Source organism: Streptomyces sp. NPDC043746 (assembly GCF_056436485.1).
Genome location: NZ_JBWKCM010000021.1, coordinates 1 through 14,772 on the forward strand (window position 1 = coordinate 1; position 14,772 = coordinate 14,772).

A 14,772-nucleotide genomic window follows, 5' to 3' on the forward strand; every position below is an offset into this window, starting at 1 on the left:
TTCAGCAGCTCCTCGACGTCCTGCCAGCGCTTGGCGTTGCGGGCGCCGGGGACGTTGGTGTGGGCCAGCTCGTCGACCAGGGCGACGGCCGGGGCGCGCTCCAGGACGGCGTCGACGTCCATCTCGGTCTCGGCGGGGTTGACCGGGGGGTGGGTGGTCTCGCAGCGCCGGACCTGCTCCAGCCCGTGCAACAGCGCCTCGGTGCGCGGCCGGCCGTGGTGGTTGACGAAGGCCACCACGCAGTCGGTGCCGCGCTCGACCCTGCGGTGGGCCTCGGAGAGCATCGCGTACGTCTTGCCGACGCCCGGTGCCGCGCCCAGGTAGATCCGGAGTGTGCCGCGTCCCATGGCCCCATTGTCTTCTTCCGTCGACCGTCCTCGGTGCGACGGCCGGTGGCGCCCGGTGCGGCTGCCACCCCCGACGCTACTCCGCCCGGGACAGGTCTCCGGTGGCGGGAGCGGGGGCCGGGGGCGTATTGACGTAACTCTGACGCGGGAACCGTGCAGGTGAGGGGCGCGCACGGGAAAGGCCGGTGGGCCGCGCCCCCGGAAGGGTGCGGTCCACCGGCCTTTCCCGTGGTCACGGACCGGTGGACCCGGTCACGTACCGCTAGCGGACCTCGGTGATCTCCGGGCCGCGCTGGAGCTGGCCCATGCCGCCGGAGAACTTCGAGCCCTCCTGCTCCTCCTGCTGGACGCCCTCGGGCACCATCTGGGCGTCGTTGGGGAGCTTCAGGACGATCGGGTCGCGGGGGGCCATCGGGCCGTCGCCGCGGACGACCACGGTGTCCCGGAAGATCGTCTCCAGCAGCCCGGCGGCCTCCGGCTGGACGGCGCCCTGGCCGGAGATGACCCCGCGCAGGAACCAGCGGGGGCCGTCGACACCGACGAAGCGCACCAGCTGCACCCCGTTGGTGCCGTCCGGGAGCTGTACGGGGACCTGCGCGCGCAGCTCCCAGCCCAGCGGGCCCTCGACCTCGTCGATGACGCCGCCCTGCTGGGTGATGCCGGAGGCGATCTCCTCGCGGACCTCGCCCCAGATGCCCTCGCGCTTGGGGGCGGCGAAGGCCTGCAGCTGGATGGCGCTGTCACGCAGCACGACGGTGGCGGCGACGATCGCGTCCCCGGCCACCTCCACGCGCAGCTCCATGCCCTCGACCCCGGGGACGAAGATGCCGCCCAGGTCGACCCGGCCCTCGCCGGGCTGGGAGACCTCGGTGCTGTCCCAGGGTCCGTCGGGGCGGGGGGCCGGCGGCAGGTTCACCCGCCGGGCGCCCGACGCGGCTCCGTCGGTACCCTCGTCGGCGACCTGCTCGGTCTCGCGCACCTCGTCCGCCGCGTCCTCGGCGGAACCACTCTTCTTGCGACGTCCGAACACGTCACTGTCCTTCCCGGTCGGATACGACCGAAGCGTAGCTGTTCCCACCGTGGGTGATCCCGCCCTCGGCGACGTCCACCGACGCATGGCCGCCGGTGGACCCGAAGCCCCCTTCGGCCCGCGCCGAGCCGGGAAGTTCCGCCACCTCGTGGAAGCGCACCTTCTCGACCCGCTGGACAACCAGTTGGGCAATCCGGTCGAACCGCTCGAACCGCACGCTCTCGCGCGGATCGAGGTTGACCACGATCACCTTGATCTCCCCACGGTACCCGGCATCCACCGTCCCTGGGGCATTCACGAGGGCCACTCCGCAGCGGGCGGCGAGGCCGGAGCGCGGGTGCACGAAGGCGGCGTACCCGTCGGGCAGGGCGATCGAGACCCCGGTGGGGAGCACCACGCGCTCCCCGGGGGCGAGTTCGGCGGCCTCGGTGGTGACCAGATCGGCCCCGGCGTCCCCCGGGTGTCCGTACGCCGGAATCGGCACGTCCGGGTCGAGCAGGCGGATCAGTACGTCGACGGGGCTGGGCATCAGGGGTTCACCTCGAAGGCTCGGGCACGCTTGACCTGGTCCGGGTCGGCCATGGCGGCCTGGATCTCGGCGGGCCTCCCGTTCTCGATGAAGTGGTCCACCTTGACCTCGATGAAGAGGGCGTCGGCGCGGACGGCGACGGGGCCCTCGGGGCCTCCGATGCGGCCGGTGGCCGTGGAGTAGATCTTCCGGCCGTGTACGGCGGTGATGCGGGCGTCCAGGTGCAGCGCGGTGCCCACCGGGACGGGGCGCACGAAGTCGGTCTCCAGCCGTCCGGTCACCGCGATCGTGCGCAGCAGCCAGTTCAGCGAGCCGAGGGTCTCGTCGAGCGCGGTGGCGAGCACCCCGCCGTGAGCGAGGCCGGGTGCGCCCTGGTGGGCGGGCTTGACGGTGAACTCGGCGGTGACGCTCACGCCCTCGCCGGCCCGGGCCATCAGGTGCAGTCCGTGCGGCTGTCCGCCGCCGCAGCCGAAACAGTGCTCGTAGTGCGCGCCGAGAAGCTCCCCGGGCGGCGGGGCGTCCGGGTGCCGGACCGGGGCGACGGCGTCGGCCGGGGGTGTCAGGGCTGCTGATGTTCCACTCACAGGCGCAGACCTTACCCGCGCGGCGGCACGCCGGTCGCGCCGTGCCAAGCTTGGCTCCATGCAGCCTTCCGCACCGCCCTTCGACGAACGTCTCACCGCGCCCCGCTCCTGGTGGTTCATCGCCTTCGGGATCGGTGTCGCCTGTGCGCTGATGCTCCTGCCGCTGGGCACCCTGCCGATGCTGGTCGGGCTGGTCGGCGGTACGGCGGCGGCCGCGGCGGCCGTGAGCAGTTACGGCTCCGCCCGGATCCGGGTGGTCGGCGGGGCTCTGGTGGCGGGTGACGCCCGCATTCCGCTCTCCGCGCTCGGGGAGGCCGAGGTGCTGGACGCCGAGGAGGCGCGCGCCTGGCGGACGCACAGGGCGGACGCGCGGGCCTTCATGCTGCTGCGCAGCTATGTGGTGACGGCGGTGCGGGTGGAGATCACGGACCCGGAGGACCCGACTCCGTACGTCTTCCTCTCCACCCGGGACCCGAAGGGCCTGGCGGCGGCGCTGAAGGGTGTCCCGGCGGCCTGACCGCTCGTACGGGGGCGGGCCGGGGGCGCCGGTCAGGCGTCCTCGATCCCCTTGGGCAGGACGACGGGCACGGCGGGCCGCTCCAGCGGTGGCAGATCGGTGAGCCGGTCCCAGGGGATCCGGTTCTTGCGCAGATCACTCCTGACCCGGTCGGCCAGCTTGCGGGTGTCGCGGCGGTTCATCGCGGCGCCGACGGCGGCGCCGATCATGAACGGGATCAGGTTGGGCAGGTTGCGCGCCATGCGCTTGGTGATCTGCTGGCGCAACTCGCGCTTCATCTGACCGCCCAGGGCCGCGTTGAGCGTGGCGGGGCGCATGACGTCGATGCCGCGCTCCTGCGTCCACGACGTCAGATACGCGGTGGAGCGCTGGGCGAGATTGCCCGGCGGGCGGTGGCCGTAGACCTCGTGGAGTTCGGCGACGAGCTTCATCTCGATCGCGGCGACGCCGGTGACCTCGGCCGCCAGCTCGGCGAGCATGGCGGGCGGTACGGGCATCATGGCGGCCGCGCCGACGCCCGCTCCGACGGTGGCGCTGGCCCGGCTCGCGCCCGCCACCAGCTTGTCGGCCAGCTCCTCGGGCCCCAGCCCGGGGAACTGCTTGCGCAGCGCGGCGAGGTCGCGCACCGGGACGCGGGGAGCCGTCTCGATGATCAGGTCCGCCAGACGGCCGGCCAGCGCACGGGCGCTCTCCCCGCTCTTGCGCACCCCCCGTTTCACTCCGTGCAGGCGGCCTGCCCCGGTCGCGGGCTCCGCCTGGCCCCTCTCTCCGCCGCTCGGCAGGTTGGCCGCCCCGGCCACTTCGAGCGAGGCCGGACGGCCCCGCTCGTCGTCGGACGTACCGGAAGCACCGGAGCCTGAGACACCGGAGAGGTCCGGCAGGGCGGCGGACCGCTCGGCAGCCGGGCTGTCGCCCGCCGCCGGGCCTGTGCCGCCCCGATACGCCTCCGGTCCGTGCCGGCGCCAGGGGCGCCGCTTCCGGAACGGTGTGTCGCCTGCCACGGCCGACCCGACCTCAGTCGCAGTCGCGGCAGATGGGCTGACCGTTCTTCTCGCGGGCCAGCTGGCTGCGGTGGTGCACCAGGAAGCAGCTCATGCAGGTGAACTCGTCGGCCTGCTTGGGCAGGACCCGGACGGCCAGCTCCTCGTTGGAGAGGTCCGCGCCGGGCAGTTCGAGGCCCTCGGCCGCGTCGAACTCGTCGACGTCGACGGCGGAGGCCGTCTTGTCGCTCCGACGGGCCTTCAGCTCCTCGAGACTGTCCTGGTCGACGTCGTCGTCGGTCTTGCGTGGGGTGTCGTAATCCGTTGCCATGTCGCTCTCCCCCTCTTGGGTGTCTGCGGTGTCTCAGCGCACGTAACGCGTGAGAGGCCGGACTTGTGCCCGACCTGAGGCGGAGATTTTGCCTCACATCAAGGTCTGTTACTCAATCGACACCCAACCGGCCGCCTCGGCGAGGCTCGGCTTGGGTGGCGATGGGGACCGTACACGGTCCCGACTGTGCAGTTCACAGGCGCCACCCCGTGTACTTCCCGTGATAATGCCCTCCGAAAACCCGGACGATTACCGGCTTTCCGAACGGGATGCGATCACGGAGCGTGCAGGAGCCGAAAGCGGGCCCTGTGATCGATCACACACGGCCCACCCGGGGGCGGGTCCTGAAAATTCCGCCCAAAGCGAACACGGAGGTCCGGTGGACCATCACCTCGCGCGACCGCTCAGACCGGCAGGGTGACACGCATCACAAGACCGCCGCCCTCGCGGGGCTCCGCGATGATACGGCCTCCGTGGGCCCGCGCGACGGACCGCGCGATCGACAGGCCGAGTCCGACCCCCTTGTCGCTGCCCGTACGCTCCGTACGCAGCCGCCGGAAGGGCTCGAAGAGGTTGTCGATCTCGTACGCGGGCACCACCGGTCCCGTGTTCGAGACGACCAGCAGGGCCTGGCCGGGCTGGAGGGAGGTGGTGACCTCCACCCAGCCGCCCTCGGCCACGTTGTAGCGCACGGCGTTCTGTACGAGGTTCAGCGCGATCCGCTCCAGCAGCACCCCGTTGCCCTGGACGACGGCACCGGCCCGCTCGCCGCGGATCTCCACGTTCCGCTCGACCGCCTCCGCCCGCGCCTGATCGATGGCCCGGTCGGCGACCTCGGCGAGATCGACGGGTTTGCGCTCCACGATCTGGTTGTCGCTGCGGGCCAGCAGCAGCAGCCCCTCGACCAGCTGCTCGCTGCGCTCGTTGGTGGCCAGCAGCGTCTTCCCGAGCTGCTGGAGCTCCGGCGGGGCCTGCGGATCGGAGAGATGGACCTCCAGCAGCGTGCGGTTGATCGCCAGCGGGGTGCGCAGCTCGTGCGAGGCGTTGCCGACGAACCGCTGCTGCGCGGTGAACGCCCGCTCCAGCCGGTCCAGCATGTCGTCGAAGGTGTCCGCCAGCTCCTTCAGCTCGTCGTCCGGGCCGTCCAGCTCGATCCGCCGGGTGAGGTCGGTGCCCGCCACCCGGCGCGCGGTCCGGGTGATCCGGCCCAGCGGGGACAGGACGCGGCCCGCCATGGCGTAGCCGAAGGCGAACGCGATGATGCTGAGCCCGACCAGGGCCAGCAGGGAGCGGTTGAGGAGCGTCTCCAGCGCCTCCTTGCGCTGGTTGTTGACGCAGGCGTTCATCGCCGCGTTGAAGGCCTCCGGGGAGGGGGTCGTGGGCAGGTCGCAGATGTCGCTCGCGACCCTGCCGCTGACGATCTCGAAGGGCAGTTTGCTGCCCACCCCGAGGGCCTGCGCGGCCAGCATGTAGATGATCGAGAGCAGCAGGATGCCCGCGATCAGGAACATGCCGCCGTAGAGCAGCGTGAGCCGTATCCGGATGGTCGGACGCAGCCAGGGGTACGGGGGCTCCTGCTGCTTGGGCTCCCAGGTGGGCTTCGGGGGTGCCGTGGGGGGCGGCGGGGTGGCGGCCATGGTCCTCAGATCCGGTATCCGGAGCCCGGCACGGTGACGATGACGGGCGGTTCACCGAGCTTGCGGCGGAGCGTCATGACGGTGACGCGCACCACGTTGGTGAAGGGGTCGGTGTTCTCGTCCCAGGCCTTCTCCAGGAGCTGCTCCGCCGAGACGACGGCGCCCTCGCTGCGCATCAGGACCTCCAGCACCGCGAACTCCTTGGGGGCGAGCTGGATCTCCACCTCGTCCCGGAAGACCTCGCGGCGGTTGGGGTCGAGCTTGATCCCGGCGCGCTCCAGGACCGGGGGCAGGGCGACCGTCGTACGGCGGCCGAGCGCGCGGACCCGGGCGGTCAGCTCGCTGAAGGCGAAGGGCTTGGGGAGGTAGTCGTCGGCGCCCAGCTCCAGCCCTTCGACCCGGTCGCTGACGTCGCCGGACGCGGTGAGCATGAGGACCCGGGTGGGCATGCCCAGCTCGACGATCCTGCGGCAGACGTCGTCGCCGTGCACCACCGGGAGGTCCCGGTCCAGCACGACGACGTCGTAGTCGTTGACCCCGATGCGCTCCAGGGCCGCGGCACCGTCGTAGACGACGTCGACGGCCATGGCCTCCCGGCGCAGCCCGGTGGCCACCGCATCGGCGAGCAGCTGCTCGTCCTCGACGACGAGTACGCGCACAGCGCATTCCTTCCTTAGGTCCTTCTACGGGTTCACACAGCGAACGGCCTCCAGGGGAGGCCGACCGTGTGCGTCCATCCTGCCCGCAACTCGCATAAACCGGCGGTAAGGCGACGCGGGGCCGGCCCGCACCCCGGGAAGGGGACGGATTTACCGGCCAGTTGAGGTTTCCGTGAGGTTGCGCATGGGGATGAGGGGTTCACACCCGCGATCACGTCCGGCCCGTGGCATGCCACGGCCCCTCTCCGTTCCCCGGAGAAGCGGCGAGATCACCCGCCCCTCCGGCTCCCCTGCCGGAGGAACCCCGGGCACACCCCCGTGCCACCGACCCACGATGAGGGGGCGCATCATGGACGCTTTCACCGCAGGTCTGCTGCAACGCATCAAGACGACCGAGTCCGACCTCACGCGGGCTCGCGAGGACGGCGACGACTTCCTGGCGGATGTCGAGCAGGGCGAGCTGGACGACCTGCACCGCCTCGCGGCCGAGCACGGCGTGGAAATCGGCGCCACGAGCGTCTGAGCCGTACGACAGAGGGCCCCGGGAGCCGTCATGGCCCCCGGGGCCCTCTGCTGCGCTCAGCGCCCCGCACAGCTCCCACCAGGGCGACCGCGGGGTCAGTCGTGCCAGGCGCCCAGCTCCTCCAGGGCCGCCTGGAGCGGCTCGAAGACCCCGGGGGTCGCCGCCACCGTGAGGTCGCCGTCGGCGGGCAGTCCGGGGCGTCCGCCGGTCAGCGCGCCCGCCTCCCGGGCGATGAGGTCGCCCGCGGCCAGGTCCCAGGGGTGCAGCCCGCGTTCGTAGTAGCCGTCCAGCCGCCCCGCCGCCACATCGCAGAGGTCGACGGCGGCCGAGCCGCCGCGCCGGATGTCGCGGAGCCTCGGAATCAGATGCTGGGCCACGTCCGCCTGGTGGGCGCGGACGTGGGTGACGTAGTTGAAGCCGGTCGAGACGAGGGCCTGGTCGAGCGGCGGGGCGGGGCGGCAGCGCAGGGCGTTGCCGTTCGCGTACGCACCGCCGCCCAGGACCGCGTGGTACGTCTCGCCGCGCATCGGGGCCTCCACGACGCCCACGACCCGCTCACCGTCCCGCTCGGCGGCGATGGAGACGGCCCAGGTCGGCAGGCCGTACAGGTAGTTCACGGTGCCGTCGAGCGGGTCGATGACCCAGCGGATGCCGGTGGAGCCCGGGGAGCTGGCGCCCTCCTCGCCGAGGAAGCCGTCGTCGGGTCGGAAGTCGGTGAGATAGCCGGTGATCAGCTTCTCGGCGGCGATGTCCATCTCGGTGACCACGTCGATGGGGCTGGACTTGGTGGCGGCCACCCCCAGGTCGGCGGGACGGCCGTCCCGCAGCAGGGCACCGGCGCGGCGCGCGGCCTCCAGGGCGAGGTCGAGCAGTTCGGTGAGGGCGGGGTCGGTCACGGGGGCTCCCAGGGGGGTCGACGGGGCGGATGCGTTACGCGTACGGGCTGTCGGCGCCGGCCGCGGCCGCCTTCGGGGCCCTGGCCGGGCAGCAGCCGACCGGACAGACGTCGTGGGACGGGCCGAGGGAGCCCAGCGCGCAGGGCGTCACCGCGCGCCCCCGCTCGCTCGCCGCGCGCTCCAGGAGCAGCTCCCGTACGGCGGCGGCGAAGCGCGGGTCGTCGCCCACGGTGGCGGAACGGCGGACCGGAAGACCCAGCTCGGCGGCCTTGGCGGTGGCCTCGGTGTCGAGGTCGTACAGCACCTCCATGTGGTCGGAGACGAAGCCGATGGGCGCCATCACGACGGCGGGGACGCCCTCGCCGTGCAGGGTCTCCAGGTGGTCGCAGATGTCGGGCTCCAGCCACGGGATGTGCGGGGCACCGCTGCGGGACTGGTAGACGAGCTGCCAGGGGTGGTCGACGCCGGTCTCCTCGCGCACCGCCTCCACGATCAGCCGGGCCACGTCCAGGTGCTCCGCGACATACGCGCCGCCGTCGCCGTGGGCCTCCACCGGGCCGGAGGCGTCGGCGGCGGAGGTCGGGATGGAGTGGGTGGTGAAGGCGAGGTGGGCGCCCGCGCGGACGTCCTCGGGGAGGTCGGCCAGCGAGGCGAGCACGCCGTCGACCATGGGCCGGACGAAGCCGGGATGGTTGAAGTAGTGGCGCAGCTTGTCCACCCGCGGCACCTCCAGCCCCTCCGCCTCGAGGGCGGCCAGCGCCTCGGCCAGGTTCTCGCGGTACTGCCGGCAGCCCGAGTAGGAGGCGTACGCACTGGTGGCGAGGACGGCGATGCGGCGGTGGCCGTCGGCGGTCATCTCGCGCAGGGTGTCGGTGAGGTACGGCGCCCAGTTGCGGTTGCCCCAGTAGACCGGCAGGTCCGGGCCGTGCTCGGCGAAGTCCTTGCGCAGGGCGTCCAGCAGCGCCCGGTTCTGGGCGTTGATCGGGCTGACCCCGCCGAAGAGGAAGTAGTGCTGCCCGACCTCCTTGAGCCGTTCCTCGGGGATGCCCCGGCCGCGGGTCACGTTCGCCAGGAACGGGACCACGTCGTCCGGGCCCTCGGGACCGCCGAAGGAGAGGAGAAGCAGGGCGTCATAGGGAGCGGCATCGCGCAGATCGGACATGACACCGATCCTGCCACCCGCCTCCGACAGTGCGGCAACCGACATCCGACGCCCCGTCGGCACGTGCCCGGACCAGGAGTCCGGGCTCCGCCGCGGGTGGCCCGAAATCCGGTGTCCGGCACCTCCGCCCGGCCGTAAGCTGTATCAGCCACCTACACGCATGACAGGCACGACCGGAGCACCCCTTGCCCAGCCCCTACCGCACGATCTTCGCCGCCCCCGGTTCCAAGGGGTTCTCCGCCGCCGGGTTCTTCGGGCGGATGCCGCTCTCCATGCTCGGCATCGGCGTCGTGACCATGATCTCGCAGCTCACCGGGCGCTACGGGCTGGCCGGGGCGCTCACCGCCACGCTGGCCATGGCGGCCGCCGTCTTCGGTCCGCAGGTCTCGCGCCTGGTCGACCGGTACGGGCAGCGCCGGGTGCTGCGCCCCTTCACGCTGGTCGCGGTGGCGGCCGTGGCGGGGCTGCTGGTCTGCGCCCAGCAGGGGGCTCCGGACTGGACGCTGTTCGTCTTCGCGGCGGCAGCGGGCTGTGTGCCGAGCGTGGGGTCGATGGTCCGGGCCCGCTGGGCGGCGATCTACCGGAGTTCCAGCCGTGAGCTGCACACGGCGTACTCCTGGGAGTCGATCGTCGACGAGGTGTGCTTCATCTTCGGCCCGATCATCTCGATCGGGCTCTCCACCGCCTGGTTCCCGGAGGCCGGTCCGCTGATCGCCGCCGTCTTCCTGCTGGTCGGGGTCTTCTGGCTGACCGCCCAGCGCACCACCGAGCCCGTCCCGCACCCGAAGTCGCTCCACACCGGCGGCTCGGCACTGCGCTCGCCGGGGCTCCAGGTGCTGGTGGCCACCTTCGTGGCGACGGGCGCGATCTTCGGCGGCGTGGACGTGGTGACCGTGGCGTTCGCCGAGGAGAGCGGCAAGAAGGCGGCGGCCTCCCTGGTCCTGGCGGTCTACGCGCTGGGCTCCTGCCTCGCGGGGGCGGTCTTCGGGCTGCTGCACCTGAAGGGGAAGCCCGCGACCAGGTGGCTGGTGGGTGTCTGTGCGATGGCCGTGAGTATGATCCCCCTCCAACTGGCCGGGAACCTTCCGTTGCTGGCCGTGGCGCTCTTCGTCGCGGGCATCGCCGTCGCACCCACGATGGTCACCACGATGGCTCTCGTCGAAGCGCACGTACCGCGCACCAAGCTGACCGAGGGCATGACCTGGACCAGTACCGGGCTCGCGGTCGGAGTGGCGCTCGGCTCCTCGGCCGCCGGCTGGGTGGTCGACGCCGCCGGGGCGAAGGCGGGGTACGCGGTGCCCGTCGCGGCGGGGGCGCTCGCGGCGGCGGTGGCGTTCCTGGGGTATCACCGGCTGGCGAAGCCGGTTCCTACGGGAGGGCGCGGGGAAGATGACCGACACCTACGCACGGACGACGAGCACGTGGCGTAACTGGGCGGGGACCGTCACCGCCCGGCCCGCCAGGGCCGAGTCCCCCGCGTCCGTGGACGAGCTGGTCGACGTGGTGCGCCGGGCGCACACGGACGGGCTGAAGGTGAAGCCGGTCGGCACCGGCCACTCCTTCACGGCCGCCGCCGCCACCGACGGGGTGCTGATCCGCCCGGACCTGCTCACCGGCATACGGGACATCGACCGCAAGGCGATGACCGTCACCGTGGAGGCGGGTACTCCGCTCAAGCGCCTCAACACCGCGCTCGCCCGTGAGGGGCTCTCGCTCACGAACATGGGCGACATCATGGAGCAGACGATCGCCGGGGCGACCTCCACCGGAACGCACGGTACCGGCCGCGACTCGGCCTCCCTGTCCGCCCAGATCCGCGCCCTGGAGCTGGTCACCGCCGACGGTTCGGTGCTGGTCTGCTCGGAGCGGGAGAACCCGGAGGTGTTCGCCGCCGCCCGGGTCGGGCTCGGCGCCCTCGGAGTGATCACCGCGGTCACCCTCGCCGTGGAGCCGGTCTTCCTGCTGACCGCCCGGGAGGAGCCGATGACCTTCGACCGGGTCACTTCCGACTTCGACGAACTGGTCGCGGAGAACGAGCACTTCGAGTTCTACTGGTTCCCGCACACCGGCAACTGCAACACCAAGCGCAACAACCGCAGCGCCGGACCCGCCGCCCCGCCCGGGAAGGTGAGCGGCTGGATCGACGACGAACTGCTCTCCAACGGCGTCTTCCAGGTGGCCTGTTCGGTCGGCCGGGCGGTCCCCGCGGCCATACCGTCCCTCGCCAGGCTCGCCAGCCGGGCGCTCTCCGCCCGGACCTACACCGACATCCCCTACAAGGTGTTCACCAGCCCGCGCCGGGTGAGGTTCGTGGAGATGGAGTACGCCGTTCCGCGCGAGCGGGCGGTGGCGGCGCTGCGGGAGCTGAAGGCGATGGTCGAACGCTCACCGCTGAAGATCAGCTTCCCGGTGGAGGTGCGGACCGCGCCCGCCGACGACATGGCCCTCTCGACCGCCTCGGGCCGCGACAGCGCGTACATCGCCGTCCACCTCTACAGGGGCACGCCCCACCGCTCGTACTTCACGGCGGTCGAGCGGATCATGACCGCGCACGCGGGCCGCCCGCACTGGGGCAAGCTCCACACCCGGGACGCGGGGTATCTGGCGGGGGTCTACCCGCGGTTCGGGGAGTTCACCGCCGTACGGGACCGGCTCGACCCGGACCGGATGTTCGGCAACGACTATCTGCGGCGCGTCCTCGGGGAGTGAGCCCCTGCCGTGAGGCGGCCGGCCCCCTCACGGTGGTGAGGGGGCCGTTCCGTTTCCGGTACGCCGTTCACTCGGTGCCGGAGCCACCCGCGGGCGGGGCCTGCTCGCCCTGGCCGGGGGCGCCACCGGGGCCCGCACCGGTCGTGGGGTCGGGGGCGCCGGTCCCGTCGTCGCCGGGGGTCGAAGGGGTGGGCGTCGGGGCGGGCGTGGTCCCGCCGCCGGAGGGGGTGGGCGTGGGGGTGGAACCGGTGCCCGGGCCCTCGCCGCCGGTACCCGTGCCGGGGTCGGGACTCCCACCGCCGCCCTTGCCGGGGTCGGTGGCGGGAGCGGAGCTTGTACCCCTGCCGTCGCTCTCGCCGTCCCCGTCGCCGGGGGTCCGGCGGTCCTCGCGCTCTCCCCCGTCCCTGCCGGTGTCACCGGAGGGCGCGGGGTTGGTGGGGCCAAAGTCGCGGTCGCCGCCTCGGACGACGGAGCTGAGGGTGGTGCCCTTGCCGCCGCTGAGGTCGTTGCCCGAGATCACCTCGAAGACCGTGATCCCGCCCATGGCCACGGCGAAGACGGCGGCCGCCGCGAGGGCGGGCCGCTTCCAACCGCGCAACCGGGTGCCGTGTGTGGTGCCCTCGGTGAACGCGTCGTCGGTGAAGACGCCGTCGGCCGGGGCGTCGTCCGTCCCGGTGGGGTGCACCGCCGCCTGCGGCAGCATCTGCGTGCGGTCCGGGTCGGCCACCGGCCTCAGCAGCCGCGTACGGTCGGCGTCGGCGACCGCCCCGAGCACCTGCGTACGGTCCGGTTCCGCGACCGGCCTCAGCAGCTGTGTGCGCTCCGGGTCCGGGACGCCGTGCGGGTCCACGTCCGGGACCGTGCCCGGGTCGACGGTCGGCAGCACCCTGGTGGCATCCTCCGCCGGACCCCGCCCCGGAGCGGGCTGCCCCCTCCGCTCGGCGGATCTGCGCCCGGCCGGCGTCGTCTCCTTGGTCCGCACCGTCACCTGGCGGCCCTCCGGGTGGGTCACCTGGACCGTCACCTCGCGGATCTGCTCGCCCGTGCGGCGGAAGAAGTGCTGGAAGACGGAGCCCCCGCAGGTGGCGACGACGCTCATCACGCCCGCCCCGGCGATGGTGCCGTACACGCCCAGCTGCGAGGCCGCCACCGCTGCCGCGACGGCCGCCACGGCGCTCCCGGCGACCTGCGGGAGACTCAGATCTATGCGCCTCTCCTTGGGTTCTATGTCACTTTCCGGCTTATGAACCATTACCAGCCCCTGCTTGACATCTCTCCCACCATGCAACAGGAAGGGACAAATGAGCGAAGTGGATAGTTCCGTTTCCGGTGATTGTGTGAAGCACGCCACGCATCAAGGGCATATCGCAGGGAAGTGGGTAACCCAACTCCCGGGCCTCCCGAGAAGTTCGGCGGCGCGCCGGTCCACCCCGGTGGCCCGAATGGAGTACTGTGACGAGCCCTGGGGCGGACTCCCACACGGGTATCCGCAGCTACGGGAGGGGGCCGACGGCGGCACTCGAACCGGCGGCGCCAAGGCATTGCACGGACGCTTGCTGCACAGAGCGGCCAAATCGGTCACTTTGGGACGCAAGAGGCAACCGTGCCATGGCGGCGTTCCAGGGCGAGCGCCCGACACGCCGGGCAACTTGGCAAGGTTGTGGCAGGCTGCACCCGGGCAGGTCACACTCGACTAGCGGAAGCAGCGACGCACGTGACGTCGGCAGGCACCACCCGGGAGGTCCCCATGCCCGAACTGCGTGTCGTGGCCGTCTCCAACGACGGCACACGACTGGTGCTCAAGGCTGCGGACAGCACGGAATACACGCTTCCGATCGATGAGCGGCTGCGCGCCGCCGTGCGCAACGACCGCGCTCGGCTGGGCCAGATCGAGATCGAGGTGGAGAGCCACCTCCGCCCTCGGGACATCCAGGCCCGCATACGGGCCGGTGCCTCCGCGGAGGAGGTCGCTCAGTTCGCCGGTATCCCGGTCGACCGAGTCCGCCGCTTCGAGGGCCCCGTGCTCGCGGAGCGCGCCTTCATGGCCGAGCGGGCCCGGAAGACCCCCGTGCGCCGTCCCGGCGAGAACACCGGCCCCCAGCTCGGCGAGGCGGTGCAGGAGCGGCTGCTGCTGCGCGGCGCCGACAAGGAGACCGTCCAGTGGGACTCCTGGCGCCGGGACGACGGCACCTGGGAGGTTCTGCTCGTCTACCGGGTCGCGGGCGAACCGCACTCGGCGAGCTGGAGCTACGACCCGCCGCGCCGACTGGTCCAGGCCGTCGACGACGAGGCGCGCTCGCTGATCGGGGAGACCGACGACGCGGCGCCCGAGCCGAGCTTCCCGTTCGTGCCCCGGATCGCCCGGCTGCCGCGCGACCGGCCGCTGGACCGCACCCTGGACCGGCAGATCGAGCGGCACGGGGAGCGGCCCGTGCCGGCTCCCGAGCCGGAGGAGTACGTGAGCAGCGCCTCGGCCGGTGAGCGTGACTCGCTGACCAGCCTGCTGGAGGCGGTGCCGAGCTTCCGGGGCGACATGGTCGTGCCGGAGCGGCCCACGCAGCCCGAGCCGCCCGCGCTGGAGCCGGCGGCCGAGGAGGCCGAGGCGGACGTACCGCCCGCGGCGGCCTCCGCAGGTGCCGGTTCGGCGTACGCGGACGTGCTGATGCCGAGGGCGGTGGCCGGTCACCGCGACCGGCTGACCGGGACGACGGACCGTCAGGCGGAGGCGGACGGGGTCCGTCCGGGGCGGCGGGCGGCCGTGCCGAGCTGGGACGAGATCGTTTTCGGCACCCGCCGCAAGAAGCAGGACTGACCGGGAGTGCCGGCAGGACGGAGAGGGGCCCGTACGCGATGGCGTACGGGCCCCTC

At 72.5% G+C, this 14,772-nt stretch carries 15 protein-coding genes and 1 pseudogene; 5 read left to right on the forward strand and 11 right to left on the reverse strand.

Annotation, left to right across the window (positions count from 1 at the left end):
* The 4 genes and pseudogenes from AC0682_RS21750 to AC0682_RS21765 form a co-directional block, all read right to left on the reverse strand.
* A pseudogene (locus AC0682_RS21750) lies at window positions 1–347 on the reverse strand (histidine kinase); the annotation flags it as partial.
* A 262-nt stretch (window positions 348–609) separates the two neighbouring features.
* Window positions 610–1,377, reverse strand: coding sequence for a DUF3710 domain-containing protein (locus AC0682_RS21755; RefSeq protein WP_254811477.1), 768 nt, complete (start codon window positions 1,375–1,377; stop codon window positions 610–612).
* A gap of 1 nt (window position 1,378) precedes the next feature.
* Entirely contained in the window at window positions 1,379–1,906 is a 528-nt protein-coding gene (dut, locus tag AC0682_RS21760) for a dUTP diphosphatase (protein WP_254811478.1), read from the reverse strand.
* Entirely contained in the window at window positions 1,906–2,490 is a 585-nt protein-coding gene (locus AC0682_RS21765; protein ID WP_254811479.1) for a PaaI family thioesterase, read from the reverse strand. The genes dut and AC0682_RS21765 overlap by 1 nt, the downstream gene beginning before the upstream one ends.
* A 58-nt stretch (window positions 2,491–2,548) precedes the next feature.
* Here AC0682_RS21765 and AC0682_RS21770 point away from each other — a divergent pair, with 58 nt between their 5' ends.
* Window positions 2,549–3,007, forward strand: a complete 459-nt coding sequence (locus AC0682_RS21770; protein WP_254811480.1) for a DUF3093 domain-containing protein — start codon at window positions 2,549–2,551, stop codon at window positions 3,005–3,007.
* Window positions 3,008–3,039: 32 nt separating this feature from the next.
* On the opposite strand, the gene AC0682_RS21775 is transcribed toward AC0682_RS21770, so the two are convergent.
* The 4 genes from AC0682_RS21775 to AC0682_RS21790 all read right to left on the reverse strand — a co-directional run bounded on the left by AC0682_RS21775 (window position 3,040) and on the right by AC0682_RS21790 (window position 6,614).
* Window positions 3,040–4,008 (reverse strand): hypothetical protein, encoded by a 969-nt coding sequence (locus AC0682_RS21775; protein WP_478534735.1) that lies wholly within the window; start codon window positions 4,006–4,008, stop codon window positions 3,040–3,042.
* A gap of 13 nt (window positions 4,009–4,021) precedes the next feature.
* Window positions 4,022–4,318: a DUF4193 domain-containing protein gene (locus AC0682_RS21780; protein WP_003965732.1), complete on the reverse strand. Its 297-nt coding sequence runs from the start codon at window positions 4,316–4,318 to the stop codon at window positions 4,022–4,024.
* Window positions 4,319–4,722: 404 nt separating this feature from the next.
* Window positions 4,723–5,955, reverse strand: coding sequence for a sensor histidine kinase (locus AC0682_RS21785; protein WP_254811482.1), 1,233 nt, complete (start codon window positions 5,953–5,955; stop codon window positions 4,723–4,725).
* Window positions 5,956–5,960: 5 nt separating this feature from the next.
* Window positions 5,961–6,614 carry a response regulator transcription factor gene (locus AC0682_RS21790; protein WP_003965735.1) on the reverse strand — a complete coding sequence of 218 codons (654 nt, stop codon included), beginning with the start codon at window positions 6,612–6,614 and terminating at the stop codon, window positions 5,961–5,963.
* Window positions 6,615–6,963: 349 nt separating this feature from the next.
* Here AC0682_RS21790 and AC0682_RS21795 point away from each other — a divergent pair, with 349 nt between their 5' ends.
* Entirely contained in the window at window positions 6,964–7,137 is a 174-nt protein-coding gene (locus tag AC0682_RS21795) for a hypothetical protein (protein ID WP_162888441.1), read from the forward strand.
* A gap of 95 nt (window positions 7,138–7,232) precedes the next feature.
* On the opposite strand, the gene AC0682_RS21800 is transcribed toward AC0682_RS21795, so the two are convergent.
* Entirely contained in the window at window positions 7,233–8,033 is an 801-nt protein-coding gene (locus tag AC0682_RS21800) for an inositol monophosphatase family protein (RefSeq protein ID WP_478534736.1), read from the reverse strand.
* Between the two features lie 34 nt (window positions 8,034–8,067).
* The gene (locus tag AC0682_RS21805) at window positions 8,068–9,195 is read right to left on the reverse strand and encodes a ferrochelatase (protein ID WP_478534737.1); all 1,128 of its coding nucleotides are present in this window, start codon (window positions 9,193–9,195) and stop codon (window positions 8,068–8,070) included.
* 185 nt (window positions 9,196–9,380) lie between these two features.
* On the opposite strand from AC0682_RS21805, the gene AC0682_RS21810 reads away from it, so the two are divergent.
* Both AC0682_RS21810 and AC0682_RS21815 read left to right on the forward strand, forming a co-directional pair.
* On the forward strand, window positions 9,381–10,625 hold the full coding sequence (locus AC0682_RS21810) for an MFS transporter (RefSeq protein WP_254811485.1): 1,245 nt from the start codon (window positions 9,381–9,383) through the stop codon (window positions 10,623–10,625).
* Entirely contained in the window at window positions 10,585–11,904 is a 1,320-nt protein-coding gene (locus tag AC0682_RS21815) for a D-arabinono-1,4-lactone oxidase (protein ID WP_254811486.1), read from the forward strand. The genes AC0682_RS21810 and AC0682_RS21815 overlap by 41 nt, the downstream gene beginning before the upstream one ends.
* A 67-nt stretch (window positions 11,905–11,971) precedes the next feature.
* On the opposite strand, the gene AC0682_RS21820 is transcribed toward AC0682_RS21815, so the two are convergent.
* Window positions 11,972–13,156 (reverse strand): hypothetical protein, encoded by a 1,185-nt coding sequence (locus AC0682_RS21820; protein WP_478534738.1) that lies wholly within the window; start codon window positions 13,154–13,156, stop codon window positions 11,972–11,974.
* Window positions 13,157–13,651: 495 nt separating this feature from the next.
* Between AC0682_RS21820 and sepH the strand changes: the two genes are divergently transcribed.
* A complete protein-coding gene (gene sepH / locus AC0682_RS21825) occupies window positions 13,652–14,716 on the forward strand; it encodes a septation protein SepH (protein ID WP_254811488.1) in 1,065 nt (354 codons plus the stop codon).
* Window positions 14,717–14,772 lie beyond the last annotated feature (56 nt).

Excerpts from the sequence above, each read along its gene's own strand:
- AC0682_RS21770 (WP_254811480.1), top strand. The coding sequence starts at position 2,549 with ATGCAGCCTTCCGCACCGCCCTTCGACGAACGTCTCACCGCGCCCCGC.
- sepH (WP_254811488.1), top strand. The coding sequence starts at position 13,652 with ATGCCCGAACTGCGTGTCGTGGCCGTCTCCAACGACGGCACACGACTG.
- AC0682_RS21815 (WP_254811486.1), top strand. The coding sequence starts at position 10,585 with ATGACCGACACCTACGCACGGACGACGAGCACGTGGCGTAACTGGGCG.
- dut (WP_254811478.1), bottom strand. The coding sequence starts at position 1,906 with ATGCCCAGCCCCGTCGACGTACTGATCCGCCTGCTCGACCCGGACGTG.
- AC0682_RS21785 (WP_254811482.1), bottom strand. The coding sequence starts at position 5,955 with ATGGCCGCCACCCCGCCGCCCCCCACGGCACCCCCGAAGCCCACCTGG.
- AC0682_RS21805 (WP_478534737.1), bottom strand. The coding sequence starts at position 9,195 with ATGTCCGATCTGCGCGATGCCGCTCCCTATGACGCCCTGCTTCTCCTC.
- AC0682_RS21780 (WP_003965732.1), bottom strand. The coding sequence starts at position 4,318 with ATGGCAACGGATTACGACACCCCACGCAAGACCGACGACGACGTCGAC.
- AC0682_RS21795 (WP_162888441.1), top strand. The coding sequence starts at position 6,964 with ATGGACGCTTTCACCGCAGGTCTGCTGCAACGCATCAAGACGACCGAG.
- AC0682_RS21820 (WP_478534738.1), bottom strand. The coding sequence starts at position 13,156 with ATGGTTCATAAGCCGGAAAGTGACATAGAACCCAAGGAGAGGCGCATA.